Source organism: Dyadobacter sp. HNCC25DJ186 (assembly GCF_056895235.1).
The window spans coordinates 98,288-124,024 of the sequence record NZ_JBXHAS010000013.1; the positions used below are offsets into that span (position 1 = coordinate 98,288).

Here is a 25,737-nt window from a genome sequence, read left to right on the forward strand (position 1 = left end):
AAAACAACAAAATGTACGCCATATTCTAAAATAATCATGAATTATAATAATACATGAAATAATTGAGAATTCTGGAAAGATGTATGGCAATCAGTGTAGTTCAAAATTACTTTTGCCTACTTAAAGTGTAGGATTTAATAGCAGATAGCTCCGGGGCACACTTATTGTTCAGTTAAAATTTATCCTGGTAAATGCAGTGTACTTTTACCCGATGTGCCTTTTGCAAAGATTTATGTGTATAAAAGTTTAATCCAATGGATCAAAAAGAAAATAATTCCGGCCCAAAACCTAACGATTTTTTGGCAAACGAAAGAACGTATCTGGCCTGGATCAGGACTGGAATCGGTATAATGGCATTTGGTTTTGTAGTAGTTAAATTCTCTTTGTTTGTCAAACAGATCGGTCTGGTTTTGGGAACCACGATTAATGTTCAGTCTCGGGGATACTCCGCTTCAATCGGAATTGTTTTGGTCGTAATCGGCGTGTTGTCAATAGTTTTGTCTTTTTCCCAATATCGTAAAACAGATAATCAGCTCAAAAGCGGTACCTATCAGCCATCCACACTACTCACAACAATCTTAACCGGAATCATCGTTTTGATCAGCGTAGTGTTAATTGTTTATCTCATGCAAAGCGTTAACTGAGTTTTTGGTAGAGAATCACAAAGCCAGAAGCTCAATAGCATTTCTGTGCAGCTTGATTTTTCTATTTTGCTCCATTTTTTTAAGCAACCGCGAAACAACTTCTCTTGACGTATTCAGATCATGGGCAATTTCCTGGTGGGTAATGGATATGAGGTTGGTTTTTTCGGTTTCAAATTGGTTTTTCAAAAAGAATTCCAGCCTTTCATCCATACTCTTGAAAACCACACTGTCGAGGACAACCAAGAGTTCTTCGAAACGTGCGCGGTAGTTGGCAATGACAAAATAATACCAGCTCTTATACTTCTGCATCAGCTCATCCATGAGCTGTATCGGGATCATGATCGCGACCGTGTCTTCCACTGTCTTCGCCATAATCTCGCTGGCTTCCTGTCTGGTATTACAGATCATTGAAAGCGCACAGGCTGTTCCTGATTCCAGATAATATATAAAAGCTTCCTCTCCGTCATCACCCTGGCGGTATAGTTTTACGCGCCCGCTTCCAATCAGCAGTGTATGTTTGATATATTGTCCGGTCCGCATAATCACTTCTCCGGCAGGTATTTCTTTTAGTATGCAATCATTTATTAACTGCTTTTTCAGGTCTGGTTCGAAATCAGGAAAAACAGTGTCAAGATAATAGGAAATGCTTTCACGCGCCATTAGAATATTCGATAAGGTGGAATACAATGATATACATTAAAAGGCCAATAAAAGATTCCGCCTGGATTATTTTTCCCTATGTGATATTTATCACCGTCGGCGCGGGACAAACTTCTGAGTTTTGTAAAATAAATGATACAAAAATGGAAATTGCAGCTTATATAGCCTCTGTATTTATTGGTGTTTCGCTTGGTCTGATTGGCGGTGGCGGGTCAATTCTGACTGTACCGGTTTTGGTATATATGTTTGGGATCAGCCCTCTGGTTTCAACGTCTTACTCACTTTTTATCGTTGGTTCTACAAGCCTTCTGGGTGCGTTTGGAAATTACCGGAAAGGGGCAGTCAGGATAAAGACAGCATTGATGTTCGGCAGTACTTCCATCACGACCGTATATCTTACCCGTAAGTTCCTGATCCCGCTAATTCCTGAAAATCTGTTTAAAATAGGCGAATTTTATGTGACCGAGTCTTTGCTTACCATGGTTCTTTTTGCGGTACTAATGGTTGCTGCTTCCGTGGGTATGATCCGGAGCAAGGAAAGGAAACCGGGCTGTCTGGAGTGTGATCTTAAAGGAAATATGATCAGGATGTTACTGAGCGGAATCGGAATCGGATTAACAACCGGGATTCTCGGCGCAGGCGGTGGATTTCTTTTGATCCCCACGCTCGTCCTGGTCCTGGGTATGCCGATGAAGGAAGCAGTAGGCACATCACTGCTGATTATCGCCCTGAATTCGCTGATCGGTTTCGCCGGAGATATCGGACACTTTGTTATCGACTGGGTTTTTCTTTTGAAAATAACTTCCATTGCTATGTTGGGGATTTTTATTGGTGGAATGATCGGCAGACGGGTGGACGCATCCTTACTTAAAAAAGGCTTTGGATGGTTTGTGCTGGTGATGGGGATTTATATTATTTCAACAGAGTTGTTTCACATTTGATAGCGCTATGGCCGGAATCGAAAGAGGAGATAAGTAAGCCGGTTTTATTTTCAGAAAAAAACACATTTTTCTTGCTAAGTGATAAATATCACCGACTATCAACCCAGCGTAACGGAAATTTGTATTAGAGATTAAAAATTAACAGAATAAGGATATGAAACTGGAACAAATTTATACGGGTTGTCTATCACAAGGTGCCTATTATATTGAGAGCAAAGGTGAAGCAGTGGTGATTGACCCGCTGCGTGAGGTCGACTCGTACATAGAACGTGCCGAAAAGGATGGAGCCAAAATCAAATATGTGCTGGAAACCCACTTTCATGCGGATTTTGTGTCTGGCCATATTGACCTTGCAAAAAAAACAGGAGCGAAAATTGTGTTTGGCCCCACGGCAAGACCAGATTTTGAAGCGTATATAACTACCGATGGCGAAGTACTCCGGGTAGGAGATATCAGCTTCAAGGTGTTGCACACGCCAGGGCATACCATGGAAAGTACCTGTTATCTCTTGTCGGATGAACAGGGAAAGCAGATCGGTATTTTTACAGGTGATACTCTTTTTATTGGCGATGTTGGCCGTCCTGATCTGGCGCAGAAGGTATCCGCTGATTTGACACAGCAGAAACTTGCCGAGTATCTTTTTGATTCGCTGCGAAACAAAATCATGCCTTTGGCTGATGACATCATTGTGTACCCTGCACATGGTGCCGGCAGTGCCTGCGGTAAAAATATGAGCAAAGAAACAACGGATACGCTGGGTAACCAGAAGATGTTTAATTATGCCTTACGGCCCGATATGGGTAAAGCGGAGTTTGTGAAAGAAGTGACAGACGGCCTGTTGCCGCCTCCTGCTTATTTTCCCGAAAACGTGATGATGAACATCAGAGGGTATGAAAGTATTGATACTGTGCTTGAAAGGGGATGCCGTGCTCTTGACGCTCCTGCCTTTGAGGCGGCAGCCAACGAAACGGATGCTGTGATGCTCGATACCCGCGATGCCGAAATCTTTGCGAAGGGATTTATTCCCAATTCGATCAATATCGGTATTAACGGAGGTTTCGCTCCCTGGGTTGGTGCGCTGATCCCCGATATCAAACAGAAGATTTTGTTGATCACCGAGGAGGGGCGCGAAGAAGAAGTGGTCACCCGTCTGGCGCGCGTAGGTTATGATCATACGATCGGGTATTTGAATGGAGGGATCGGGGCGTGGATAAAAGCCGGCAAGGAAATTGATCAGATCGAGTCTATCCGTGCGGATCAGGTGGTTGAACGTTTAGGGCAAGATGCTTCGGCAGTAGTGCTGGATGTACGCAAGGCTAGTGAATATTATGCTGAGCATGTCCTTGGCGCTGAGAATGTGCCATTGGATTACATCAACGATCATCTGTCGCAGATTGATAAAAATAAAACATATCTGGTACATTGTGCTGGAGGGTATCGTTCCATGATTTTTAATTCCATATTGAAAGCGAGAGGTTATGATAATCTGATCGACGTACAGGGCGGGTTTAAGGCAATTAAGGAATCGGGCAAGGTGGAAGTCAGCAATTATGTTTGTCCAAGTACGATGTTATAAATTGAAAAAAAGGAATTGTATCAATATGGTTTGGCGAATGCGAAATCCTTTGGAATTGAAATCTTTAATGGCAGTGCCAGAGCATTCTTACCCAAAAAAATACATTAACAATCTTTGAATATGTTAGAAATATTAAAACAACCCTGGCCCTGGTATGTGGCCGGTCCGCTGATCGGGCTTACAGTGCCGGCCCTTTTAATTCTGGGAAATAAATCTTTTGGCATATCCTCTTCACTGCGACATGTTTGCGCGATGTGCCTGCCAGGTAATATTTCCTTTTTTCAATATGACTGGAAAAAGGAACTCTGGAATATGTTTTTTGTGCTCGGTATATTTTTCGGTGGCGTGATTGCTGTTAACTTTCTTGCTAATCCCGCACCTGTTCAGGTAAACCAGGAGCTGATCCATGAACTTAAACAATATGGTATCACTGATTTTTCGTCGCTGGTGCCTGTTGATCTGGTGAGCTGGGATAGGCTATGGTCATGGCCAGGGTTTATTATGATGGTCGGTGGTGGTTTTCTTGTTGGTTTTGGAGCCAGATATGCGGGTGGATGCACCAGCGGACATGCGATCATGGGGCTCTCTACCCTGCAATGGCCGTCGCTGGTGGCTACGGTATGTTTTATGATTGGTGGGTTTGTGATGGCAAACTGGATACTCCCTTTGATTTTAATGCTCTGAAATAATATCATACCGTTTCAAACGAGCCATCATTTCCTATTGTTGATTTTATAGAAACTGAAAATTAAAAAACATGCAAAATTTACAGGCAGACCCTGTCGCGAAAAATGAACATGACATCCGGGCAACGGATGCGATCTGTATTAATGAAAGTGAAAAGCAACATCAATGGTATTATAATCTGAAATATCTTTTGGTCGGACTGGTTTTTGGTATTCTCTTTGTTAAGGCCGAAGTGATCAGTTGGTTTCGTATCCAGGAGATGTTCCGGCTGCAATCTTTTCACATGTACGGCATAATTGGCAGCGCCGTTGTGGTTGGTATGTTCTCAGTATGGCTCATCAAGCGATTTGAGATTAAAACCATTCATGGCGAAAGGATAACTTTTACAGATAAAAAATTCAATAAAGGCCAGATTTATGGTGGATTGTTATTTGGTCTTGGCTGGGGATTGACCGGCGCCTGTCCTGGTCCGATGTTTGCGCAGATCGGTATCGGTGCCACTGTTGTGTTGGTAACATTACTGAGCGCCATAGCCGGGACCTGGGTTTATGGCCGGTTCAGAGAAAATCTCCCGCATTGAAACGATCAGTTTAGGAAAATTTTCATTCATCGGTCAATACCCAGGTGTATTAACCCAGCGTTCTAGAATGCGTTAAGAAAGTCCATATACAGCGGGACACTCTTTTCAACAAAATCAACAGAAGTATTGTATTCCATGCCATAGTATGCAAATAATGGCCTGTAATCAGCTTTTACATATTCGAAGGAAAGTTGGAACGGGCGGATTAATTCTTCCAAAGGGTATTTATATACTCCTGACGGCTCAAGTTCTTGCTCATCAACACCTAACGAGATGGCAAGGGCAACTTTCTTTCCACCAACTTTATATCCACTTTTGCTGCCATACGCCCATCCATGCGTTAATACTTCATCAAGCCATTTCTTGAAAAACCATGGACAATTAAACCAGTAATACGGAAACTGAAAAACGATCCGTTCATACTGTTCAATCAGTTTTTGTTCAGCTACTATATCAATCCGCTCGTCAGGATAAATTTCATATAATGAGTGAACAGTAAACTTATCGGGAAATTTATTAAGTTCCTCAACCCACCTTTTATTGATGACAGAGTTTTCAATATCCGGGTGTATAACGATTACTAATGTTTTCATTTTTTCAACTTTAATTATAAAACAAAAGTAGCGTGCTTACTGTAAGTTTTGTAGGTTAGCGTCCCATTGTGAGGTACTATAAAAAATGTAAGTAATGACAAAAATCAAAGAATCGTCAACCAATTTTGCTAATAAAACAGCGTTGGCAGATGAATGTCCGGAGGTATATGCAACCAACCTTATTGGCGGCCAATGGTCTTTGGTGATCTGTTCCTGGTTGCTGAACGGAAAATTGAGATTTGGGGAATTGAAAAGACATTTGCCAAACATAACAGAACGAATGCTGACCCTGCAATTGCGAAAGCTTGAAGCAAATAATATAGTGAAACGCACCGTTTATGCTGAGGTTCCGCCAAAAGTGGAATATGAGCTGACTTCCATCGGATATGAATTGGGCCCCATTATTAAACAGTTGGAAAGTTGGGGAGAAAAACATAAAATGACCTACGGTGAAGCATGAGAGTTTTGCCGGGAATTAAGTTAATTTAGAAAAAATACCTTCCATTATTCGTGGCACAATCATGAAATATTTTTTGCTCCTATTGAATCTGATGCTATTAAACGGATGTCAGAAAAATGATTATACCGCTGGGACGATTGTGAAGCAGGGAGAAACCTATGAGATCGGTGCAGTGTTACCGGAACTTCGGTTTATTAAAAACGATACCGCTCATGTTGCGCTTTATCCAAGTGCAAGAGTATTTTATCTTGACCTGAGGATCAAAAATAGTGAACACTATATCCGCATGATCCGTTCGGCTCAGAAAGATAATCTCCCGGTGAGAGCCCGGATTTTTACGAGGCCCTATTCGCTTGCCGGTGAGGAGATTTCAGAAATATATCCGCCTACGGCCAAAGATATCAGCGACTTTAAGGCCGCAATGCGTCCTTAATGAATTATTTCATCGCGCTTAATTACGCCCCGATAAGTTTCAGAATTGAGATATTATTCATTATGTAGTTTATAGTGAAGCACCGTCACGCCGCATTGATATGGCTTTGCACTGATTAAGGTTAGTTTTTGACGCTCGTTCAGCAAGTCAAAAATCCTCATTCCTTTATTGATTATTACTGGATTAACAAACAGATAAAACTCGTCAATATGGCCGCCGGCGATCAGGGAAGATACAAATCCGGCGCCGCCATATACCAGCATATCTTTACCATTTGCATTCTTTAATCTGGCTATTTCTTCGGCCAGGTTTCCTTTGGCAAGCGAGGTATTTGTTCCAAACGGCAGATCCAGTGTTTTGGAAAATATGACTTTCGGAATGTTTACCATTTTTTGTGCAAAGGTAATTTTATCACTGTCCGTCTTAAATCCTTCGAAATGGGGAATGAATTTTTCTGCCATTTTTCTACCAATAAGAAGCGTATCTGATTGATCCGGCAACGCGTCTATTAACTGCCAAAGCTTTTCGTCTGCACTTACGACCCAGTCTTCCTCACCATTAATTCCTGCAACATATCCGTCAACAGTTATCTGCATTTGCAATCTTAGTTTTCGCATGGCTTGTCAATTATTTTGAAAAATAATTTCAAGTTATCAAATTTTTTTCTTTGGAATACACAGATATCAAGTGCCATGCTGCTGGACATATAATTCATCACAAACTAACCTCTTAATGGGTTTTGATAATTGCTAAAATATTGTGGTACAGAGTTTTTAATTAGATAAATTTTAGCTGAGATTAAAAAGTGATTAAACTTTGCTATTATTTTTTTGTCTAAAAACTAACGTTCCCTTTCGGCCAAAAATCTCATCCCGATATGAAAAATTTTTTGATTTATTTTTTATTGATTATTCCATTTGTCCATGATGTGAACGCTCAGCAGCCGTCCGGAGGTTTTTCAATCAAAGGGAAACTGGAAGACACGGATAAAAATCCGGTGCTCTTTGCCAGTGTTGCGTTGTATACCGTCGCTGATTCTGCGTTGGTTGGTGGCGTCACTTCTGATGAAACGGGAAATTTTAATTTGCCGGCCGGGCCTGGGAATTACTTTCTCAAAATTACATTTTTGACCCTTGATGAGAAAATTGTTCCCGATTTGAAGGTGGCAGGAAAGAACGTTAATCTGGGGACGATCAAAATGACTGCGAATGCAAAAGTGCTGCGTGAAGTTGTTGTGAGAGGAGAAAAAAGTCAGATGGAGCTGCAATTGGACAAACGGGTGTTCAATGTTGGAAAAGACATGAGCAACCTGGGTAGTAATGCATCCGATATTTTGAACAATATGCCGTCTGTAACCGTTGACGTCGACGGAAATGTGGCACTTCGCGGAAGTGGAAATGTTCGGATCCTTATCGATGGAAAACAGTCGGGAATGGTAGGGATGAATCCTGCGGAGGCACTTAAACAGATACCCGGCGACCTGATCGAAAGCATCGAGATAATTACAAATCCGTCATCACGTTACGATGCGGAAGGGGAAGTTGGGATCCTAAATATTGTGATGAAGAAAAATATCCGGTATGGACTGAACGGTTCTTTTACCGGAACTGCCGGTTATCCTTCCAATTTTGGCGGATCGTTCAACGTCAATTATCGGAAGAAAAAGGTAAACCTGATCGCCAGTTATGGTCATTTGTATAGAGAAGGGCCTGGGCGTGGATTTTCAAGACAATCCTATACAGGTGCCGACACAAGTTTTGTATATGAGCAGAAAAATAACAGAACACGAGGCGGTTATTCCAACAGCTTCATGGTTGGGATGGACTATTTCTTAAATAAATATAACACACTGAACGCGACGTTATCATTTCGAAAATCCAGAAATACAAATACATCTCTTCTTGAATACAGGGATTTTGACTTAAATAATAATCCAACAAGAACAGTTCTCCGTAGCGAGAACGAAACGGAGCCGAGGGCAAACTTTGAGGCAGCTTTGAACTATAATAAAACCTTTGAAACGAAAGGAAAGAGTCTGAGTTTTGTAGGGAAGTATATTTTAAGTGATGAGACGGAAGCTGCGTTATTTAATGAAAGTACGCAAGGGGAAGCCACCAGTATTGTACAACGGTCATTTAATACCGAGGATGAAAAAAATATTCTTGTTCAACTTGATTTTATACAGCCATTTGGCAAAAACGGGAAAATTGAAACCGGATTAAAAAGTTCTGTACGTTTACTTGATAATGATTTTTCAGTGCATCAACAGAATCTGCAAATGAACTGGGTTATCCTGCCCGATTTTGATAACAGGTTTGCCTATGATGAGAAAATCCATGCAGCTTATCTGATGGCGAGCAATCAGTTGGGAAAAGTTTTTATCCAGGCCGGGCTTCGCGGAGAGTATTCTGATATTAAAACAGAGCTGAAAAAAACAAATGTAGAGAATCGTCGTAAATACTTCAATCTGTTTCCAAGTGTACATTTGTCGTATAAATTAAAAGAAAGCCAAACGCTACAATTAAGTTACAGTTACCGGTTGAGCCGCCCTGGGTTCAGAAGCTTGCTTCCTTTTTCCAATTTCAGTGATTCCCGCGTATTCAGAGCCGGAAATCCTCTTTTAAATCCGGAATATACCCATTCCTTTGAGGCAGGGCATTTAATGAATTTTGAGAAAGGGACACTTCTTTCCAGCGTTTATTATCGTCATAGGTTAGGTGTTGTAGAAGATATCACCTCTGTCGATTCTACTGGTTTTACGACGGTAACCCCGGTAAATTTATCAACAGGTGATTCTTACGGTTTTGAGTTTAATCTTACCTATGATCCTTTTGACTGGTGGAAATGGGCTGCGAACGCCAATGTTTTCCGTGCTCAGAATCAAGGCGTTTACAATGACATTATCTTAAAAAGTGATACATATAGCTGGACAAGCAGGATATCGTCGAGATTAACACTTCTTAAAAACATCGATTTTCAGTCGTCACTGAACTATCGCGCACCCAGAAGAACGACCCAGGGTAGAGAGCTTTCTCAATATTCCATCGATCTGGGTCTTTCCCGAGATATTTTAAAAGGCCGGGGAACAGTCACCGCCAGCGTCCGCGATTTGTTTAATAGCAGAAAGCGGCGCAGTATTACTGAGAATGCTGGATACTATTCACAATCGGAATTTCAGTGGCGCGCCAGACAGTTTTTAGTAACTTTTTCTTACCGACTTAATCGTACAAAAGAAAAGGAGCGGGGTGCTGACGATGGAGATAACGAGGATAGATAAAAAAGAATTTTGGTCCGATTTGTGTTGAAATAAGCTGAAGGTTTTTGTTCCAACATATAACGCGGCTATTTCATGTTCTTAACCTGAAAGTTACTTTTCGAACGGATTCATAAATGATTTGTTTTCAATATTGTTCTAATTTCGCTGAAAAATGAAGCGCATTTAGGTTAGTGTTGTTAAAAAATCTCCTGCATGAATAGAATTTCAACTTGGTTCATCGTATCAGTAACTATATTATTATGCAGTTTGCAAACTGCAAATGCACAGGTACTTCGAAAGCGCACGACGCTACTTATGGGCAGCCGGTTTGACATTACGATCGTTGGACAAGACTCCCTTTCGGCCGAGGCAAATATTGATACCGTCATTGCGGAAATATCCAGAATTGAAAACCTTATTTCGGATTGGAAGGAAACGTCGCAGGTATCTAATGTAAACAAAAATGCCGGAATTCAGGCTGTAAAGGTTGATAAGGAACTTTTTGAGCTAACTAAACGAGCCATTCGTTTTTCAGAAATCACCGGGGGTGCCTTCGATATCAGTTTTGGGTCTATGGAAAAGGTGTGGAAATTTGACGGATCGATGAAGGAAATTCCATCTGCTGAAACTGTTCAGCGTTCAGTGGCGAAAGTGGGCTATAAAAATATTATACTGGATAGCACGAACTCGACGATTTTTTTAAAACTGGAAGGGATGAAAATTGGTTTCGGATCCATAGGAAAAGGTTATGCTGCGGATCGGGGTCGGGCTATCATGTTGGCGCAGGGCATTAAAGCTGGTATCGTAAATGCGTCCGGAGATATGAGTACATGGGGCAAACAACCTAATGGAAAAGACTGGATTGTCGGCATTACAAACCCGTTTGATACTGAGAAATTAGTGGGAAAAATTTCTTTGAAGCAAGCAGCAGTGGCCACTTCCGGTAATTATGAAAAATATATAGAAATTGAAGGTAAACGATTTTCTCATATTATAAATCCACTAACCGGATATCCTGCCAGAGGTGTGGCCAGCGTAACGGTCATCGGGCCCGAAGCAGAAATGGCTAATGGTTTCAGTACTGCGTTGGTCGTATTAGGAGAGCAAAAAGGTATAGAGGTCATTAGTCAGTATCCTGATTATCAGTGCATTTTTATTACGGACAACCATAAGGTAATCACTTCCGGTCTATTAAATAGAAGAAATTATCGTTTGAAATAGATGAAACCTGTGGTGTCAATTTTTGGTATTTGACTTTGATAAAATATAAATTGTTTGGTAATTAAATTTGTATAATTTTGGAATCAAAATGTTCAAGTCCTTCTGAAACAATCTAATTTAATTTACAAATGATGAAGACAAAGTACTTCCTGATGATGATCATGGCTGTCAGTTTATTTTCAATTGCCGCCATTAAAACAGAAATAGCCGATGATATTATTGGTACCTGGAAATATTCAATTTCCAATGTTCCACCCGAATATGAATCCGGGTATATGACATTTGAGCAAAAGGATGACAAAACTATTGGGTACATGGGTGATGATAAGCAGCCTATGCAGGAACTTTCTATCGATCAGGGAAAAGTTAGTTTCCAAACAAATTTCGATGGTGGTTTGATTAAATATACGTTGACGCAAACAGGCGATTCCCTGAAAGGCGCCGTATCAACTCCTTATGGTGAATTTCCAGTCGTAGCTGTAAAGGAAGCGAAGAAATAAACAGTCAGGGAATAAATGTTTTTGATAAGAGAGGATATTTTCACGTATCCTCTCTTTTTTTACAATTTAGAGTCTAATCGTAAGCCGAAGTTGGGAAAATTAAGCCGCAATAATTAATGAAAATTGATAGCAAATCCGATTAAAACCTTTCCTGGTGATCAGTTGAATGACTGTCTGAACTCCAAAGGGGAAAGATCAGTTTTTGATTTAAACAACTTGCTGAATGACTGAGGATGCTCAAAACCAAGGTTGTACGCAATTTCGCTTACCGACAAAGCCGTTACGGATAATTGTTCTTTAGCTTTTTCAATAAGTTTATCATGAATGTGCTGCTGGGTACTTTGTCCGGTCAAAACTTTAAGCATACCACTGAGGTAACTCGGAGATAAATTCAATGAATCAGCAATAAATTGAACTGTCGGTAACCCTTGTTTTGATAGAGAATCGCTGTTAAAATAATTGGCCAAAAGTTCTTCCAGGCGGTTCAATACCTGATGATTGGTTATTTTTCTCGTAATAAACTGACGTTGGTAAAACCGTTCAGAATAGGTAAACAATAATTCAAGCTGTGCAATGATGACGTCCTGACTGAATTTATCAATGTTGGAATGATATTCCTGTTCGATGTTCTGCAAGATTCCCGCAATCATCATTTCTTCTTTTGGAGATAAATGCAACGCTTCGTGAACGGAGTAGCTGAAATACTCATATTTTTTTATTTTTTGAGCCAAAGGAGTATTCCACAAAAAGTCAGGGTGGAGAAGCAGCGACCATCCCTTATGTTGTATCGCTGTGTCAGCTTCAATGGAAAAAACCTGCCCGGGAGAAATAAAAAACATGACTCCTTCATCAAAATCGTATTCCTGCTGCCCATACTTCATTTTTGCATTGAAACTGCGTTTCAGAGCAATGGAGTAAAAATTATTGACAATACTCTTGGGCTCGTCCTCGCGCAACCGGGTGACATTTTCAAAATTAATAACGCTGATCAGCGGATGTTCCGGCTTCGGCAGATATCTGAACCGATGCCATTCTGCGATTGATTTAATCCGATAAGGCTCTGTTTTCGTCATAACCCAATTTAGTAAATTCTACTTAAAAGCTAACGCAAATTCGCGGGCAAATTCTTCCATTTTTACCTTTCCTAAAATACGGGATTTATTTTTGTGATAATCTGCTGCCAGCAACCCGCTTTCTAAAGCGCCATACATTTCTACCAGACCCGCTGCAATTTCAGGTTTCATCCCGGCATCTTCCAGTCCCTGTTGTACCTGTTCATCGGCAACAATCTTCCATTGTAAATCAGATTTTCCAATTGCTGCTCCCAGGATCCGTGCAGTTTCTGGCCCGGTAAGTTCTTCGCTGGCTACATACCGAACTTTCCGTCCCTGAAAACCGGATTCAATTTCTTCCGCAACCACGTCAGCAATGTCCATTGGAGAAACCCATGGAATTACAGAAGTTCCATAATTTGTTATAATCGCCCCGGCTTTTTTGATCATTTCAACATAGCCATATAAATTATAATAAAACGAAGTTGGGCGGATATGGATGACTGAAATTTTTTGAGATAATTGATCCAGAATTTCTTCTACGCCATGTGCGCCTAGTAAAATCCCGGAACCCTTTTCTAATTCGCCGCCAATGGTGCTGAGATTAATAACGCGTTCCACACCGGATTCCTGAATCGCGTAAGCAAAATTATCGCCTATTTCACGATAGTATACCATCAGGTCAAGAGAATGATCGAAATAGTTAGCGGGCGGAACCATCGTATATACCACGTCTGAGCCTGCAAAATTTGCTTTTAGGAAAGCTGCATCCTGCAAAGACCCGATTGCAGCTTCTCCTCCCAATGTTTCAATGTCTTTTCGTTTTGCTTCATTACTGCTGATTACAGTTACCTTATGCCCCTTTTGCAACAATTTTTCTGCGAGCGGCTTCCCAATATGGCCCAATGAACCTGTTAATGTGATTTTCATTTCTTTGCGTTTTTATGATAAGGCAAAGGTGCGCGGTATTCGAGATTGTTAAGTAGCCGAATCTACTGTTGTTGTAGCCAGAAAGTGGGATTGTGATTGTTTACAAATTGATCCTTCGTTTTTACTTAGTATGAATAATCTAATTTGGATTTAAGGAAAAAAATACTGATTCACAGATTTTCATATAACTAAAATGCTATTTAGTATTGTTTTGACTGAGTTCATGATAAGTTAATGTTGAGTTAACGACAGGAACATATTTGAAGACCTTTTTTGCGCTTTAATTTATCAATTTACTCATGCAAAAAAGATTTTTACTTACTTCAATCCTGATTTTATGTTGTACGTTTTGCTGTTTTTACGCCGTAAAGGCGCAAACAACACAGGCGTCAATTTCAGGTACGATTTCCGACAATCAGAATACTGAACTTGCAGGTGCAACAGTTCAGGTGAAAAATGAATCAACAGGGTTTTCTACTGCGACTTCTACCAATGCAAAAGGGGAGTATGCCTTTAAAGAATTACCATTGGGCGGTCCTTACACCGTTATTGTAAGTTATGTTGGTTTTGGTGAGCAGAAAAGAACGGGTTATCTTCTTCATCAGGGAGATGCGATCAAAGTGAAAATCGAAATGATGGAAGCTGGTCAGACGCTTGAAGTGGTGCAGGTTGTTGCATCCGGGATAAAAAACAAGATCGAAAATATCGGAGCTTCTACTGCCATCTCTGCCCGTGATATCACAAGATTGCCGGTTAACGGACGTAATTTTACTTCGTTGATGGAGCTTTCTCCGTTAAGCAGAGGTGGAAACATTTCAGGTCAGCTGGGCTCGTCAACCAATTATACCATCGACGGCATGAACGCGAAAAACCCGACTTCTGCCGGATCAACAACCAGCAGAAGTGGTGCGCCTTATTCTATTTCTATCGAAGCCGTGCGTGAATTTCAGGTTGTGACCAACCAGTATGACGTTACCTACGGTCGTAGTGGTGGTGGTACGGTAAGCGCCGTTACGAAATCAGGTACGAATAAATTCAGTGGTAGTGCTTTCAATTATAGCCGCGCTAACTGGCTTTCAAGTCCGTACGATATTCGTGGAAACAAATTAAATACGACATTTTCAACGAATCAGTTTGGGTTTTCATTGGGCGGCCCGATCATCAAAGACAAACTGCACTTTTTTGTAGCCTGGGATCATCAGCAGGATACACGGCCTTTTGTCATTGCGGACGTTTTGACGCCTGCTGACGAAAATCGTTTCAATATTACAAAATCTACTTTGGATAAATTTGTTGACATTGCGCGTAATAAGTATGGCGTTGCCAACACACCTCAGTATGGAACTTTTGACAAAAAACGTGGCTCGGATGCTGTGTTTGCACGTATTGACTGGCAGATCAACAAGAAAAACCTTCTGACGATCCGCGACAATTTTACAAGCGACAGAAATAAACTGGGTCTTCAGGATAACACGGCAATTAATATTTACGAATCTACTGCGAATGATTACAATGTTGACAATAGCCTTTTAGCTTCTCTTCGTTCGTCGATTAATGCTAAGGTTACCAATGAATTGAAAGTTCAACATTTATATACCTATCAGAAAAGCAGCCCTGGTGATCAGCTTCCTGCTGCCAACATTCCAAGAGCAATTGTGGAAGGTGTTGTATCGACTTTAAGTGATGGAACTTCAAAATCTACCAATATCCAGATGGGCGGTCACCGTTTCGCGCAGGAAGGATTTACCAACAATGTTTTACAGCTTGTCGATAATCTTTATTACAACACGGACAAAGTTGAATATACATTCGGTATTGATCTGATGTATACCAATTCAAAATCAACCTATGGAAGTGAAGTGAACGGACGTTTCCATTATACGGTAGATGCTGCTGCCGGAAAAACTGCATTGGATAAATTCAATGATTTACAGCCTTACCGTTATTACCGCGAGGTGCCTTTGATGGATGACTGGTCCGTAAAAGGTAATATTATGAATGCCGGGATTTATGGTCAGATGAAAACAAAACTGGCCTTAGGTCTTGATATGGTTGCGGGTCTTCGTCTGGATTATGCACATTATCCAACATCACCGCTTAACCAGACACTTTATGATGAACTGGCAATCCGGACAGATCACCGCTTGAAATCATTTGTAGTGCAGCCGCGTCTTCAATTTACATGGGATGTGAATGAAAGACATACGGATATCGTTCGTGTCGGTGGTGGTATTTTTGCATCTGATATCAACAACTATGTTTTGATAAACAACCTTACATTCGACGGTAAACATTTGGCTACTGTCGATGTACGTTCTCCAAATATTCCAACGCCGAATTTTAATGAGTATCGTTCGAATTATGGCAGTATTCCAAGCCTTGATGCATTGCAGGTGCCAACGATTAATACCAATGGCCCTGATGCACGTGTGCCGGTTATGTACAAAGCCAACGCATCATACAGTCATTATTTTACGGATAAGTTAAGAGTTGGCGTTGCCGGGTATATGACTTTGGGACGTAATAATTATTTCTATGTTGACAGAAACATGGCGGATGAGCCATTTTTCCGACTTGCCAACGAAGATAACCGCGGAGTATATGTGCCTTTGAGCTCAATGCCTGCGAACGGTGCAGGTGACTGGTTGCAAGGACGTAAAAGTACAAAATTTGGTCGTGTTCTTGAATTGAACAGCCAGGGGAAAATTAACCAGTTTGCCCTGGTAGCCGATGCGACTTATCAGTATTTTAAAGATGGAGAAATCACGATGAGTTATACTTACAACGATACCAGGGATAATACTTCTTACAATGGTAATGTGGCTAATACTGCTACTTTGGTTTTACCCGTAAAAGATGATCCGCGTAATCTTTCTAATATGACTTACTCAGATAACCATTTCCGTCATAAAATCGTATTCTACGGATCGCTGCCTTCGTTCTATGGTGTAAATGTGGGTATCCGTTATTCAGGAATTGGCGGAACAAGATACACGCTTTTGTCAGGTGCTAACAGTAATGCCGACTTTGTTTCAGGAAGTAATGACCTTGCTTACGTTTTTGATAGAAACGATCCAAGCGTTCCTGAAAATGTGAGAACAGGATTACAGGCTATTATTGACAATCCAAATGCGAGCCAGAGTGTGAAGGATTACATCAATAAATCTTCTGGTAAAATGGCGGAAAGAAACGGCGGTATCAATAATTTCTACGGAATCTGGGATTTGCGTGTTACGAAGAAATTCAGAATTTACCGATCACAAAGTATCGAACTTTCAGCGGATATTTTTAACGTAGCCAACCTGCTTAAGAAAACCTGGGGAAGAAACGAATCTTTGGGAAGTCAGGCATTGTATGCATTGGGTATTCCGGCTACATCGACATCAGCGGCAGTTCCAGGTTTTGATAAAGCCAACCAGAAATTCGTATATCGTGTAAATACGGCGGGTATCGTTACGCCATCCGGAAATCCTTATCAGTTCCAGCTAGGATTGCGTTATGCTTTTTAAGTAAAAAATGATTTAAGTAATAACTAAATATTAAGGTTTTGAATAAGCAGATTACCTGTTTTTTCAAAACCTTAATTTTTTATGTGTTTGATCAGTGTAATATTAATAACAATTAATTTCTTGGTTTTACCTCTGTTACTTCAAATGGAAGAGGGCTGATATTCATTAATTCCATACCGGGGAAAGTTAGGAAATAACCGCTGATGAGAACTTTCAGGCTGTCTTTCGCAAATTCCATTGGCAGATTACAGCTTCCCCATGCATTATTTTCCCCAGGTTTGATTTGGTAACTTGTAGGTTGATTCGCAAGTTTTACGGCCACGATCATGGCTGGTACATTTTCCGCAAATTGTTCTGTACGGGTTAAAGTTACACCCGGATAGGAGCACGTTGTTTTGGAATCAATTTTATTTTTATCACAGCCGGTTAGTATGAATGCGGCTAAAATGATAATCAGTAAGTGTTTCATTAAAGCTCGTTTTTTACGAAGACACCATTATGCTTTGCCGGGTTGTAACCGATTGAATTTATTATTGAAAATCGTATTTCATTTTTTCTTAACCTCCGAATGTACGGCCACCAGCAGATTTTTTATTTGCTGCAAATCGGTTTCATTTTCCGGTAAAGTGTCAGTCTGGTGTTTATAATATTTCCATATCTCCAAAACATCCTCACTATTCACTTCGAAGGGCTGGTATAGGCTGTTCAGGGATTTTAGTAACAACTGGCTCTCATTTTGCACCGTTACCATTTTAAAAACAAAATCCTGATTTCCTTTCAAAATCACTATACAAGGCGTTTCAGGTTTCAGGTTTTTCCAATCCTGAACATATTCCGCAATAACATCACTGCCTTCCGGAATTGGCAACATCGAATCGCCGACAGTCGGGAACATGCGGAAAGTGCCCCGTTCCGGTAGGTTTGGCAGCGAAAAGCGTGGAAGGGCTGCCAAATATTGAGGATCGTTATATCCGGCCTGATATCCGGCCTTTGCTTTAATCGGCACGTATTCGGTGTTTTCCCGATTCTCCTTGTCTACGGTAATCGCCAGCACGCGAATCTGGCTTCCGGTCATGTAAACGTCGTTTCCGGATTGAAGTTCTTTAAGTTTAAAATCTCCAAGCTTCGTCAGATCCACTTTTAGCAGCGTATCCACGCTGACCTTAAAATATTCTGAAAATTTAATGAGATCCTGCGCAGAAGGATTTTTTGTCTTACCGGATTCGAGCGCCTGTAATTTATTTCTTGACAGATTAAGTACCTCTGAGATGTCCTCCTGGCTGAATTTTCTCCTTTCCCGAAGGAGCCGGATGTTGCTATGAAAAAAAAGAGTTGTAGTTGACATCGTATATTGTTATAATTGGAAACATTATTTTGTTGCTCACAGTAACAAATATACTTTTTTTTTACAATGATACAATCTGCGCCTAAAAATGATATGCTGGAAAAACTGCAAATGGAGATTCTTTCTTTGCAGGGATTCCGGTTGCCTTCGGGTAGTCAGCGTATTGATTTTGGTTTGGGGAAAATTGAATCAGCATTTCCTAACAAAACTTTCCCGGTAGGTGCGGTACATGAATTTTTAAGCGGAAGCCCGGAGGATTCTGCTGCGACCACCGGTTTTATGTCAGGGCTCATAAGCCGGCTGATGGGAGAGTCCGGCACTTGTTTATGGATAAGTAATAAACGAACAATTTTTCCGCCAGCGCTGAAAGCATTTGGAATTGCGCCGGACCGTGTAATTTTCATAGATCTTACTACCCAGAAGGATGTATTATGGGCAGTGGAGGAAGCGTTGAAATGTGAAACCCTGGCAGCCGTAGTTGGAGAATTAAATGAAGTAACTTTTACACAGTCACGCAGGTTACAGCTGGCGGTTGAAAAAAGCAGAGTGACTGGTTTTTTACATCGCCATAACCCTAGAATTGTAAATACACTGGCTTGCGTTTCCCGTTGGAAAATTACGCCATTGAAAAGTGAACTGGAAGAGGATATGCCTGGTGTCGGGTTTCCGCGCTGGCATGTTGAACTTCAAAAAGTTCGTAACGGCGAGCCAGGAAACTGGCAAATGGAATGGGCGGCCGGGCAGTTCCGGCATGTTGAGATTGTTCCTTCGGAGTTAAAAAGACAATTGCTGCAAACGGGTTGATGCACTGTTTTTGAAAATTTTTGACCATGCCATAAGGCAGAATTTCTAATTGAAGTGGAGTGAGTTATTTCTGATTTATTAAAAAAATTCTTGCCTCTTATACTACTAATTGTTATTATTGGAAACAACTATTTGTTGCTGATAGTAACAATATTCAAAAAAACCGCATTTTAACCACTTGAAAACATGTCTCGACGTTATGCTACAATCTGGTTTCGCCATTTAACTACAGACTGGTTTGCCATGCAACAGCCGGCATTAAAGGAAATGCCTTTTGTGTTAGCCTCTCCCGAACGCGGAAGGATGGTGGTGCGTGCTGCCAATCTGCTTGCAGAAAGTAATGGCGTTGAAACAGGTATGGTAGTGGCAGATGCAAGTGCCGTATTTCCTGATCTTCAGGTGCTGGACGATGACCCGGAATTATCCGGAAAACTACTGCCCGCATTGGCAGAGTGGTGTATACGTTATACACCGATCGCCGGGATAGATTCCCCCAATGGAATAATTCTGGATATTTCAGGCTGTGCACATCTCTGGGGCGGAGAAAAAGCTTACCTGAAAGATATTGTGATTAAACTGAAAAGTTCAGGATATGATGTTCGTGCAGCCATTGCAGATACAATTGGTGCTGCCTGGGCGGTGTCCCGGTATGGACAGATTTCTCCAATCATTGGCCCTGGCGAACAGGCTGATGCACTGCTGACACTTCCGCCAGCTGCTTTGCGTTTGGAACAGGGTATCATTGAGCGACTGCATAAGTTAGGTTTGTATCAGATACGCAATTTCATTGGTATGCCCCGGACAGTACTTCGAAGGCGTTTTGGTCAGGCACTTTTAGACAGACTGGATCAGGCGCTGGGTCCGTCAAATGAAACCATAATACCGGTTCAGCCATTGGAACCATATCAGGAAAGATTGCCTTGTCTTGAACCCATTGTTACAGCAGCCGGAATTAAAATTGCTCTGCAACGTCTGCTGGAAAAGTTGTGTCAAAGATTGTCAGGCGAAGAAAAGGGACTTCGCGCAGCAACGTTTAAGGGGTACCGTATGGACGGGAAAGTGGAACAAATTGATATCGTTACGAATGGTCCCTCATGTCATGCAACGCATTTATTTAAACTTTTTGAACTAAAAATAACCAGGATTGAACCAGCCCTTGGAATTGAATTATTTGTTTTGGAAGCAAACCAGGTGGAAGATATTGACCCGGTTCAGGAAACACTTTGGAAGGTATGCCGTGCTGATGATACCAGCTTGCTGGAATTGCTTGACAGATTGGCGGGCAGGGCAGGAATGAATTCCATTCACAGGTATCTGCCAGATGAACATTACTGGCCGGAACGTTCGGTCAGGCAGGCTGCTTCATTAAAAGAACAATCAGAAACAAATTGGCGGACAGATCGTCTCCGGCCGGTTCATTTGTTGGCAAGGCCGGAAATGATTTATGTCAGTGCACCAATACCGGATTATCCGCCAATGTTATTTCGGTATAAGGGAAAAGTGCATAAGGTCAGCAAGGCAGACGGACCGGAGCGGATTGAACGGGAATGGTGGCTGGACGAGGGTTTACATCGGGATTATTACTGTCTGGAAGATGAATCAGGTGCCCGGTATTGGATTTTCAGGCTTGGATATTACGACGGAAATAAGCCAGAATGGTTCATTCACGGTTTTTTTGCCTGATTAAAAAGCAAGTGGCATGAGTTATACAGAATTACAGGTTACCACTAATTTCAGCTTTCTGCGCGGTGGATCGCACCCGGAAGAACTGGTTGAGCAGGCTGCACTTTTAGGATATAAGGAAATTGCGATAACGGATCATAATACCCTGGCAGGAATTGTGAGAGGTCATGCTGCGGCAAAAAAGCTGGGCATCAGAATTATCCCGGCCTGCCGTCTGGATTTGCTTGATGGACCTGGGCTTCTTGCATACCCGACCACAAAGGAAGCTTATTCACAGCTCTCAGGATTATTGTCGGAAGGTAATCTCCGGGCGGAAAAGGGGAAGTGTCATTTGTACAAGGCCGATGTATACAGGTATGCAAAAGGAATAAAATTTATTGCCGTGCCGCCTGCGTCGTTGAATGAAGTTTTTGATTTTGATCCTTCATTTCATTCGTCGTTAAAGGAATACCGGCAGTTTTTAGGAAAAGATCTGTACATCGCTGCTTCGCGTTCATACCAGGGTGACGATACTAAAAAACTTTACAGAATTTCGCAGCTGGCAAAGCGGCTGGATGTTCCCATGGTGGCCACTAATGATGTTTATTATCACAATCCCGGGCGGCGTGAATTACAGGATATTGTTACCTGTATCCGCGAAAAATGTACGATCCATAATGCAGGATTCAGGTTGTATCAGAATGGGGAAAGATGTTTGAAACCCATAGAAGAAATGCAGCGGCTTTTCAGGAAATATCCTGATGCCATCCGCCGTGCCCGGGAAATTGCCGACGCATGCCGGTTTTCGCTGGATTCGCTGACCTATATTTATCCGGAAGAAATTACAAAAGAAGGACGCTCCCCAATGGAGGAGCTGAAATATTTGACCTGGAAAGGCGCAGCAGAACATTTTGGAGAAAATCTGCCGGAAAAAATTATTTCTTCCATACATCACGAAATGAAATTTATTGAGGAAATGGACTATGCTCCTTATTTTCTCACTGTTTATGACATTGTTCGTTTTGCAAGAGAGCAAAAAATATTGTGTCAGGGTAGAGGCTCGGCCGCTAATTCGACGGTTTGTTTTTGTCTGGGAATTACTTCTGTAAACCCTACCAAATTTGATCTTTTGTTTGAGCGATTTATATCATCCGCACGAAATGAACCGCCCGATATTGATGTGGATTTTGAACATGAACGGCGGGAGGAAGTCATCCAATATATCTACAATAAATATGGTAGAGATCGGGCGGCCATTGTCGCAACGGTAACCCAGCAACATCAGCGCGGCGCGATCAGGGATGTAGGTAAAGCGATGGGGCTTTCGGTGGATGCCATTAATCGGCTTTCCAGTTCAATCTGGGAATTTACGGATGAATGGTTTGAAGGAAAACGGATTGCAGAGCACGGTTTTAACCCTGAGGATAAACACCTTTTAAAAATACTTGATCTGACGAAGCAGTTCATGGGTTTTCCCAGGCAGCTTGGGCAGCATACCGGCGGATTTGTGATCACACGCGGAAAACTTTCAGATCTGTGTCCGATACTGAATGCGCGGATGGAAAACCGGACTTGTATTGAATGGAATAAGGATGACATTGATACGCTGGGTTTTTTAAAGATCGATGTGCTCGCACTCGGTATGCTGACCTGTATCCGAAAGGCGTTTGATCTGGCTAAAAAACATTACAACATGGATCTTACGCTCGCCAATATCAAACAGGACGATCCTGTGGTTTATGAAATGATCAGCCATGCGGATACAATTGGTGTTTTTCAAATTGAAAGTCGTGCACAGCAATCCATGCTTCCCAGGTTAAGGCCGAGCTGTTTTTATGATTTGGTGATAGAAGTGGCCATTGTACGTCCCGGACCAATCCAGGGAGATATGGTGCATCCGTATCTGCGCCGGAGAAATGGCGAAGAAGCTGTCGAATATCCTTCGCCTGAGTTGAAGGCGATTTTGGAAAGAACACTGGGTGTCCCGCTTTTTCAGGAGCAGGCGATGAAAATTGCGATTGTCGCGGCAGGTTTTACAGCAGCCGAGGCAGATGAACTGCGCCGGAGTATGGCCACTTTTAAAGTGAAAGGAATGGTAACGCGTTTTGAAAAAAAACTGGTGGATGGTATGACGGAAAGAGGTTATACCGAAGAATTTGCAAGACGTGTTTTTAAGCAGCTGGAAGGTTTTGGAAGTTATGGATTTCCTGAAAGCCATGCGGCCAGTTTTGCTTTGCTTGTTTATGTTTCGTGTTGGATAAAATGTTACCTGCCCGATGTTTTCGCTACGGCCTTATTAAACAGTATGCCCATGGGATTTTACCAGCCCGCTCAGATTGTCATCGATGCCAGAAAAAATAATGTAGAGGTTCAGCTGGTAGATATTAATTACTCCAATTGGGATAATCTGCTGGATGAAAGTGTTGATGAGAAAGAATATTATCCGATCAGACTGGGATTTCGACAAATTAAGGGATTGCGGGAGGAAGATATAGTTGCTCTTGTTTCAGGAAGAGATCGGCCATACACCAGTATACACGCGCTACGCGATGCGGGGGTTTCTCAATCTGCGCTTGAAAGATTGGCGGATGCCGATGCGTTCCGGTCAATTGGTCTGGACAGGCGGCAAGCTTTATGGGAAGTGTCGGCACTGAATGACCGGCCAACGGGATTGTTTGCAGGTCAGCCTTCGGAAAGCAGTTTTGAAAAGGTCGTGCAACTTCCAAAAATGACAGATTCGGAGCATGTCGTTCAGGATTATGTCTCGACTTCTCTGTCTTTAAAAGCGCATCCGGTAAGTTTTGTTCGTGAAAAGCTGACCTTATTAAAAGCACTGACTACGAAAGATCTTGGCATAACAAACGAAGGCAGGATTATAAAAGTAGCCGGATTGGTGTTGGTAAGGCAACGGCCAGGTACGGCGGGAGGTGTCTGTTTTATCACCATCGAAGACGAAACTGGTTTTGCGAATCTGGTTATTTTTCAGAGCTTATTTGAAAAATACCGCAAAGAAATTCTTCGTTCGCGCCTGTTGATGGTGGAGGGGAAACTTCAAAAAGAAGGCGAAGTGATCCATGTTATTGTGAAACGATGTTTCGATATGTCCGGGTTGCTTCGGAAACTGCATGCGACGGAGCAGGATCCTGCCTTACTCACACTTTCAAGAGCCGATGAGAAAGATGAGTACGTTTCCCAGGCCATTAATAAACGAACGCAGGTGCGGAAAGACGTTCAAGCTGAAATTTTTCCTTCCGGAAGAAATTTCAGGTAAACAGGGCATGAACATTCTATTGTTTTTATTAAAATCAACTATCGATAATTTTGTTTTTTTTAGTTAAGAATATTATAAATGTACAAAATCTGTACTTCTAATGGTTGCGAATTTAAAAAGGAAAATATTTGTGGAATGATCAAAAATTTGAAATTCAGGCTTTTTGGAGAATCTGCATGATCCTTTTGAAGTCATTTATGGAAATTTTCTCCTTAATCTTAAATCATCTGGCCTTTATGGTCGGTCTGTCCATAATTTACTGTATTGATATCTAAAATTTTACCTAAATAAATTTATTTAATTTTTTATCAATTAAGAGATTTAAAAATAAAAGTTGACAAATTTTATACACTAATTTACTGATAATAAGACGAATAAATAATTTTGTTAATTAAATAGTTTACAAATTTTTAAATTTAAATTAATAAATATGTAAGTTTACAGCCCGGAAAATATGAAATTAATGTAGCGACATATTGGTTGAAACATTTAAATATCCTATTCGGAATGAAGCAAAAAATCGCTTTGCCAGTGTGTTTATTTAGCTCAAAATAAAAGTTATTTACTTGATATACACCGGAAAGGCTCAAACGATTCTAACATTATAATTTATAGATAGCATTTTTTTATGAGTATTTTTGATAAACGTTTACAATACAAACCATTTGAGTATCCGGAAATATTACAATTTACGGAAGCGATTAATAAAGCTTACTGGGTTCATTCAGAAGTAGATTTTACAGCAGACACACAGGATTTTCATTCGCATTTGAACGCGGCAGAAAGAAACGCTGTGAAAAATAGTTTGCTCGCGATCGCTCAGATCGAAGTGGCTGTTAAGTCGTTCTGGGGCAATCTTTTTCACCATTTGCCAAAACCTGAATTCAATGGTCTGGGAAGCACGTTTGCCGAATGTGAATTCCGCCATTCGGAAGCTTACTCACGTTTGTTGGAGGTGCTTGGATATACCAATCAGTTTGAGTCATTGGTAGAAATTCCTGTGATCCGTGAGCGTATCGATTATTTGTCGGAAGCTTTGGGAAATTCAAAATCTACCGATAAAAAAGAATACGCGTTCTCGCTGATCCTGTTTTCGATTTTGATCGAAAATGTAAGCTTGTTTAGTCAATTTGCGATTATTTTATCTTTTGCCCGTTTCAAGGGTTTGATGAAAAACGTCAGCAATATCATCGCCTGGACTTCCATTGATGAGCAGATTCATGCAAATGCGGGAATTTATCTTGTAAATAAAATCAAAGAAGAATTTCCTGACATGTTTGATCAGGAAACAGTGGCAGAGATCACCCGTTTGGTGCGCTCGTCTATCGATGTGGAATCCCGCATCATCGACTGGATTTTCAGCGAGGGTGAAATCGACAGCATCAATAAGGAAGATCTGATCAATTTCATGAAGTATCGCGCAGACGACAGTCTTCAAAAAATTGGTTTACCCCGCCAGTTCAACCTTGCGATCGCGGATGTGAAATTGCTGCAATGGTTTGAAGAGGAAGTTTTTGCGAACAGTCTGGATGACTTTTTTGCAAAACGTCCGGTGGATTATACCAAACACGACAAAAGTATTTCAGCATTTGATCTGTTCTAGAAAACAAAAT

General features: G+C 41.3%; 22 protein-coding genes. 15 read left to right on the forward strand and 7 right to left on the reverse strand.

Going from position 1 to position 25,737, the window contains the following annotated elements; translation table 11 throughout:
• Positions 1-254 precede the first annotated feature (254 nt).
• The gene (locus tag AC1XUO_RS26295) at positions 255-644 is read left to right on the forward strand and encodes a YidH family protein (protein WP_483332820.1); all 390 of its coding nucleotides are present in this window, start codon (positions 255-257) and stop codon (positions 642-644) included.
• A 15-nt stretch (positions 645-659) separates the two neighbouring features.
• On the opposite strand, the gene AC1XUO_RS26300 is transcribed toward AC1XUO_RS26295, so the two are convergent.
• Positions 660-1,304: a Crp/Fnr family transcriptional regulator gene (locus tag AC1XUO_RS26300; protein WP_483332821.1), complete on the reverse strand. Its 645-nt coding sequence runs from the start codon at positions 1,302-1,304 to the stop codon at positions 660-662.
• 26 nt (positions 1,305-1,330) lie between these two features.
• Between AC1XUO_RS26300 and AC1XUO_RS26305 the strand changes: the two genes are divergently transcribed.
• The 4 genes from AC1XUO_RS26305 (at position 1,331) to AC1XUO_RS26320 (ending at position 5,088) form a co-directional block, all read left to right on the forward strand.
• Complete coding sequence (locus AC1XUO_RS26305; protein WP_483332822.1) at positions 1,331-2,245, forward strand: sulfite exporter TauE/SafE family protein; 915 nt, start codon at positions 1,331-1,333, stop codon at positions 2,243-2,245.
• A gap of 154 nt (positions 2,246-2,399) precedes the next feature.
• Complete coding sequence (locus AC1XUO_RS26310) at positions 2,400-3,821, forward strand: MBL fold metallo-hydrolase (protein ID WP_483332823.1); 1,422 nt, start codon at positions 2,400-2,402, stop codon at positions 3,819-3,821.
• Positions 3,822-3,941: 120 nt separating this feature from the next.
• Complete coding sequence (locus tag AC1XUO_RS26315) at positions 3,942-4,505, forward strand: YeeE/YedE family protein (protein WP_483332824.1); 564 nt, start codon at positions 3,942-3,944, stop codon at positions 4,503-4,505.
• Between the two features lie 73 nt (positions 4,506-4,578).
• On the forward strand, positions 4,579-5,088 hold the full coding sequence (locus AC1XUO_RS26320; protein ID WP_483332825.1) for a DUF6691 family protein: 510 nt from the start codon (positions 4,579-4,581) through the stop codon (positions 5,086-5,088).
• A gap of 62 nt (positions 5,089-5,150) precedes the next feature.
• On the opposite strand, the gene AC1XUO_RS26325 is transcribed toward AC1XUO_RS26320, so the two are convergent.
• Positions 5,151-5,681 carry an NAD(P)H-dependent oxidoreductase gene (locus tag AC1XUO_RS26325; protein WP_483332826.1) on the reverse strand — a complete coding sequence of 177 codons (531 nt, stop codon included), beginning with the start codon at positions 5,679-5,681 and terminating at the stop codon, positions 5,151-5,153.
• Positions 5,682-5,775: 94 nt separating this feature from the next.
• On the opposite strand from AC1XUO_RS26325, the gene AC1XUO_RS26330 reads away from it, so the two are divergent.
• Entirely contained in the window at positions 5,776-6,141 is a 366-nt protein-coding gene (locus tag AC1XUO_RS26330; RefSeq protein ID WP_483332827.1) for a winged helix-turn-helix transcriptional regulator, read from the forward strand.
• 61 nt (positions 6,142-6,202) lie between these two features.
• Positions 6,203-6,574, forward strand: a complete 372-nt coding sequence (locus AC1XUO_RS26335; RefSeq protein WP_483332828.1) for a hypothetical protein — start codon at positions 6,203-6,205, stop codon at positions 6,572-6,574.
• A 53-nt stretch (positions 6,575-6,627) separates the two neighbouring features.
• On the opposite strand, the gene AC1XUO_RS26340 is transcribed toward AC1XUO_RS26335, so the two are convergent.
• Complete coding sequence (locus AC1XUO_RS26340; protein WP_483332829.1) at positions 6,628-7,191, reverse strand: dihydrofolate reductase family protein; 564 nt, start codon at positions 7,189-7,191, stop codon at positions 6,628-6,630.
• 260 nt (positions 7,192-7,451) lie between these two features.
• Here AC1XUO_RS26340 and AC1XUO_RS26345 point away from each other — a divergent pair, with 260 nt between their 5' ends.
• From AC1XUO_RS26345 to AC1XUO_RS26355, 3 genes are all read left to right on the forward strand, one after another.
• Positions 7,452-9,851, forward strand: a complete 2,400-nt coding sequence (locus AC1XUO_RS26345) for a TonB-dependent receptor domain-containing protein (RefSeq protein WP_483332830.1) — start codon at positions 7,452-7,454, stop codon at positions 9,849-9,851.
• Between the two features lie 192 nt (positions 9,852-10,043).
• Positions 10,044-11,051: an FAD:protein FMN transferase gene (locus AC1XUO_RS26350; RefSeq protein ID WP_483332831.1), complete on the forward strand. Its 1,008-nt coding sequence runs from the start codon at positions 10,044-10,046 to the stop codon at positions 11,049-11,051.
• Between the two features lie 128 nt (positions 11,052-11,179).
• On the forward strand, positions 11,180-11,551 hold the full coding sequence (locus tag AC1XUO_RS26355) for a hypothetical protein (protein WP_483332832.1): 372 nt from the start codon (positions 11,180-11,182) through the stop codon (positions 11,549-11,551).
• A 158-nt stretch (positions 11,552-11,709) separates the two neighbouring features.
• Here the strand turns inward: AC1XUO_RS26355 and AC1XUO_RS26360 are convergent, their stop codons facing one another.
• Together AC1XUO_RS26360 and AC1XUO_RS26365 are read right to left on the reverse strand one after the other, a co-directional pair.
• Entirely contained in the window at positions 11,710-12,624 is a 915-nt protein-coding gene (locus AC1XUO_RS26360; protein WP_483332833.1) for a helix-turn-helix domain-containing protein, read from the reverse strand.
• Positions 12,625-12,642: 18 nt separating this feature from the next.
• On the reverse strand, positions 12,643-13,533 hold the full coding sequence (locus AC1XUO_RS26365; protein WP_483332834.1) for an NmrA family NAD(P)-binding protein: 891 nt from the start codon (positions 13,531-13,533) through the stop codon (positions 12,643-12,645).
• A 299-nt stretch (positions 13,534-13,832) separates the two neighbouring features.
• On the opposite strand from AC1XUO_RS26365, the gene AC1XUO_RS26370 reads away from it, so the two are divergent.
• Positions 13,833-17,042 carry a TonB-dependent receptor gene (locus AC1XUO_RS26370; protein WP_483332835.1) on the forward strand — a complete coding sequence of 1,070 codons (3,210 nt, stop codon included), beginning with the start codon at positions 13,833-13,835 and terminating at the stop codon, positions 17,040-17,042.
• A gap of 112 nt (positions 17,043-17,154) precedes the next feature.
• Here the strand turns inward: AC1XUO_RS26370 and AC1XUO_RS26375 are convergent, their stop codons facing one another.
• Together AC1XUO_RS26375 and AC1XUO_RS26380 are read right to left on the reverse strand one after the other, a co-directional pair.
• The gene (locus AC1XUO_RS26375) at positions 17,155-17,511 is read right to left on the reverse strand and encodes a hypothetical protein (protein WP_483332836.1); all 357 of its coding nucleotides are present in this window, start codon (positions 17,509-17,511) and stop codon (positions 17,155-17,157) included.
• Between the two features lie 78 nt (positions 17,512-17,589).
• Complete coding sequence (locus AC1XUO_RS26380; RefSeq protein WP_483332837.1) at positions 17,590-18,387, reverse strand: XRE family transcriptional regulator; 798 nt, start codon at positions 18,385-18,387, stop codon at positions 17,590-17,592.
• A 66-nt stretch (positions 18,388-18,453) separates the two neighbouring features.
• Here AC1XUO_RS26380 and AC1XUO_RS26385 point away from each other — a divergent pair, with 66 nt between their 5' ends.
• The 4 genes from AC1XUO_RS26385 to AC1XUO_RS26400 all read left to right on the forward strand — a co-directional run bounded on the left by AC1XUO_RS26385 (position 18,454) and on the right by AC1XUO_RS26400 (position 25,727).
• Positions 18,454-19,191: an ImuA family protein gene (locus tag AC1XUO_RS26385; RefSeq protein WP_483332838.1), complete on the forward strand. Its 738-nt coding sequence runs from the start codon at positions 18,454-18,456 to the stop codon at positions 19,189-19,191.
• Between the two features lie 186 nt (positions 19,192-19,377).
• Positions 19,378-20,874: a Y-family DNA polymerase gene (locus AC1XUO_RS26390; protein ID WP_483332839.1), complete on the forward strand. Its 1,497-nt coding sequence runs from the start codon at positions 19,378-19,380 to the stop codon at positions 20,872-20,874.
• Positions 20,875-20,890: 16 nt separating this feature from the next.
• A complete protein-coding gene (locus tag AC1XUO_RS26395) occupies positions 20,891-24,124 on the forward strand; it encodes an error-prone DNA polymerase (protein ID WP_483332840.1) in 3,234 nt (1,077 codons plus the stop codon).
• A gap of 628 nt (positions 24,125-24,752) precedes the next feature.
• The gene (locus AC1XUO_RS26400) at positions 24,753-25,727 is read left to right on the forward strand and encodes a ribonucleotide-diphosphate reductase subunit beta (RefSeq protein WP_090332246.1); all 975 of its coding nucleotides are present in this window, start codon (positions 24,753-24,755) and stop codon (positions 25,725-25,727) included.
• The last annotated feature ends 10 nt before the right edge of the window (positions 25,728-25,737 follow it).

Excerpts from the sequence above, each read along its gene's own strand:
- AC1XUO_RS26295 (WP_483332820.1), top strand. The coding sequence starts at position 255 with ATGGATCAAAAAGAAAATAATTCCGGCCCAAAACCTAACGATTTTTTG.
- AC1XUO_RS26300 (WP_483332821.1), bottom strand. The coding sequence starts at position 1,304 with ATGGCGCGTGAAAGCATTTCCTATTATCTTGACACTGTTTTTCCTGAT.
- AC1XUO_RS26305 (WP_483332822.1), top strand. The coding sequence starts at position 1,331 with ATGATATACATTAAAAGGCCAATAAAAGATTCCGCCTGGATTATTTTT.
- AC1XUO_RS26310 (WP_483332823.1), top strand. The coding sequence starts at position 2,400 with ATGAAACTGGAACAAATTTATACGGGTTGTCTATCACAAGGTGCCTAT.
- AC1XUO_RS26315 (WP_483332824.1), top strand. The coding sequence starts at position 3,942 with ATGTTAGAAATATTAAAACAACCCTGGCCCTGGTATGTGGCCGGTCCG.
- AC1XUO_RS26320 (WP_483332825.1), top strand. The coding sequence starts at position 4,579 with ATGCAAAATTTACAGGCAGACCCTGTCGCGAAAAATGAACATGACATC.
- AC1XUO_RS26325 (WP_483332826.1), bottom strand. The coding sequence starts at position 5,681 with ATGAAAACATTAGTAATCGTTATACACCCGGATATTGAAAACTCTGTC.
- AC1XUO_RS26330 (WP_483332827.1), top strand. The coding sequence starts at position 5,776 with ATGACAAAAATCAAAGAATCGTCAACCAATTTTGCTAATAAAACAGCG.
- AC1XUO_RS26335 (WP_483332828.1), top strand. The coding sequence starts at position 6,203 with ATGAAATATTTTTTGCTCCTATTGAATCTGATGCTATTAAACGGATGT.
- AC1XUO_RS26340 (WP_483332829.1), bottom strand. The coding sequence starts at position 7,191 with ATGCGAAAACTAAGATTGCAAATGCAGATAACTGTTGACGGATATGTT.
- AC1XUO_RS26345 (WP_483332830.1), top strand. The coding sequence starts at position 7,452 with ATGAAAAATTTTTTGATTTATTTTTTATTGATTATTCCATTTGTCCAT.
- AC1XUO_RS26350 (WP_483332831.1), top strand. The coding sequence starts at position 10,044 with ATGAATAGAATTTCAACTTGGTTCATCGTATCAGTAACTATATTATTA.
- AC1XUO_RS26355 (WP_483332832.1), top strand. The coding sequence starts at position 11,180 with ATGATGAAGACAAAGTACTTCCTGATGATGATCATGGCTGTCAGTTTA.
- AC1XUO_RS26360 (WP_483332833.1), bottom strand. The coding sequence starts at position 12,624 with ATGACGAAAACAGAGCCTTATCGGATTAAATCAATCGCAGAATGGCAT.
- AC1XUO_RS26365 (WP_483332834.1), bottom strand. The coding sequence starts at position 13,533 with ATGAAAATCACATTAACAGGTTCATTGGGCCATATTGGGAAGCCGCTC.
- AC1XUO_RS26370 (WP_483332835.1), top strand. The coding sequence starts at position 13,833 with ATGCAAAAAAGATTTTTACTTACTTCAATCCTGATTTTATGTTGTACG.
- AC1XUO_RS26375 (WP_483332836.1), bottom strand. The coding sequence starts at position 17,511 with ATGAAACACTTACTGATTATCATTTTAGCCGCATTCATACTAACCGGC.
- AC1XUO_RS26380 (WP_483332837.1), bottom strand. The coding sequence starts at position 18,387 with ATGTCAACTACAACTCTTTTTTTTCATAGCAACATCCGGCTCCTTCGG.
- AC1XUO_RS26385 (WP_483332838.1), top strand. The coding sequence starts at position 18,454 with ATGATACAATCTGCGCCTAAAAATGATATGCTGGAAAAACTGCAAATG.
- AC1XUO_RS26390 (WP_483332839.1), top strand. The coding sequence starts at position 19,378 with ATGTCTCGACGTTATGCTACAATCTGGTTTCGCCATTTAACTACAGAC.
- AC1XUO_RS26395 (WP_483332840.1), top strand. The coding sequence starts at position 20,891 with ATGAGTTATACAGAATTACAGGTTACCACTAATTTCAGCTTTCTGCGC.
- AC1XUO_RS26400 (WP_090332246.1), top strand. The coding sequence starts at position 24,753 with ATGAGTATTTTTGATAAACGTTTACAATACAAACCATTTGAGTATCCG.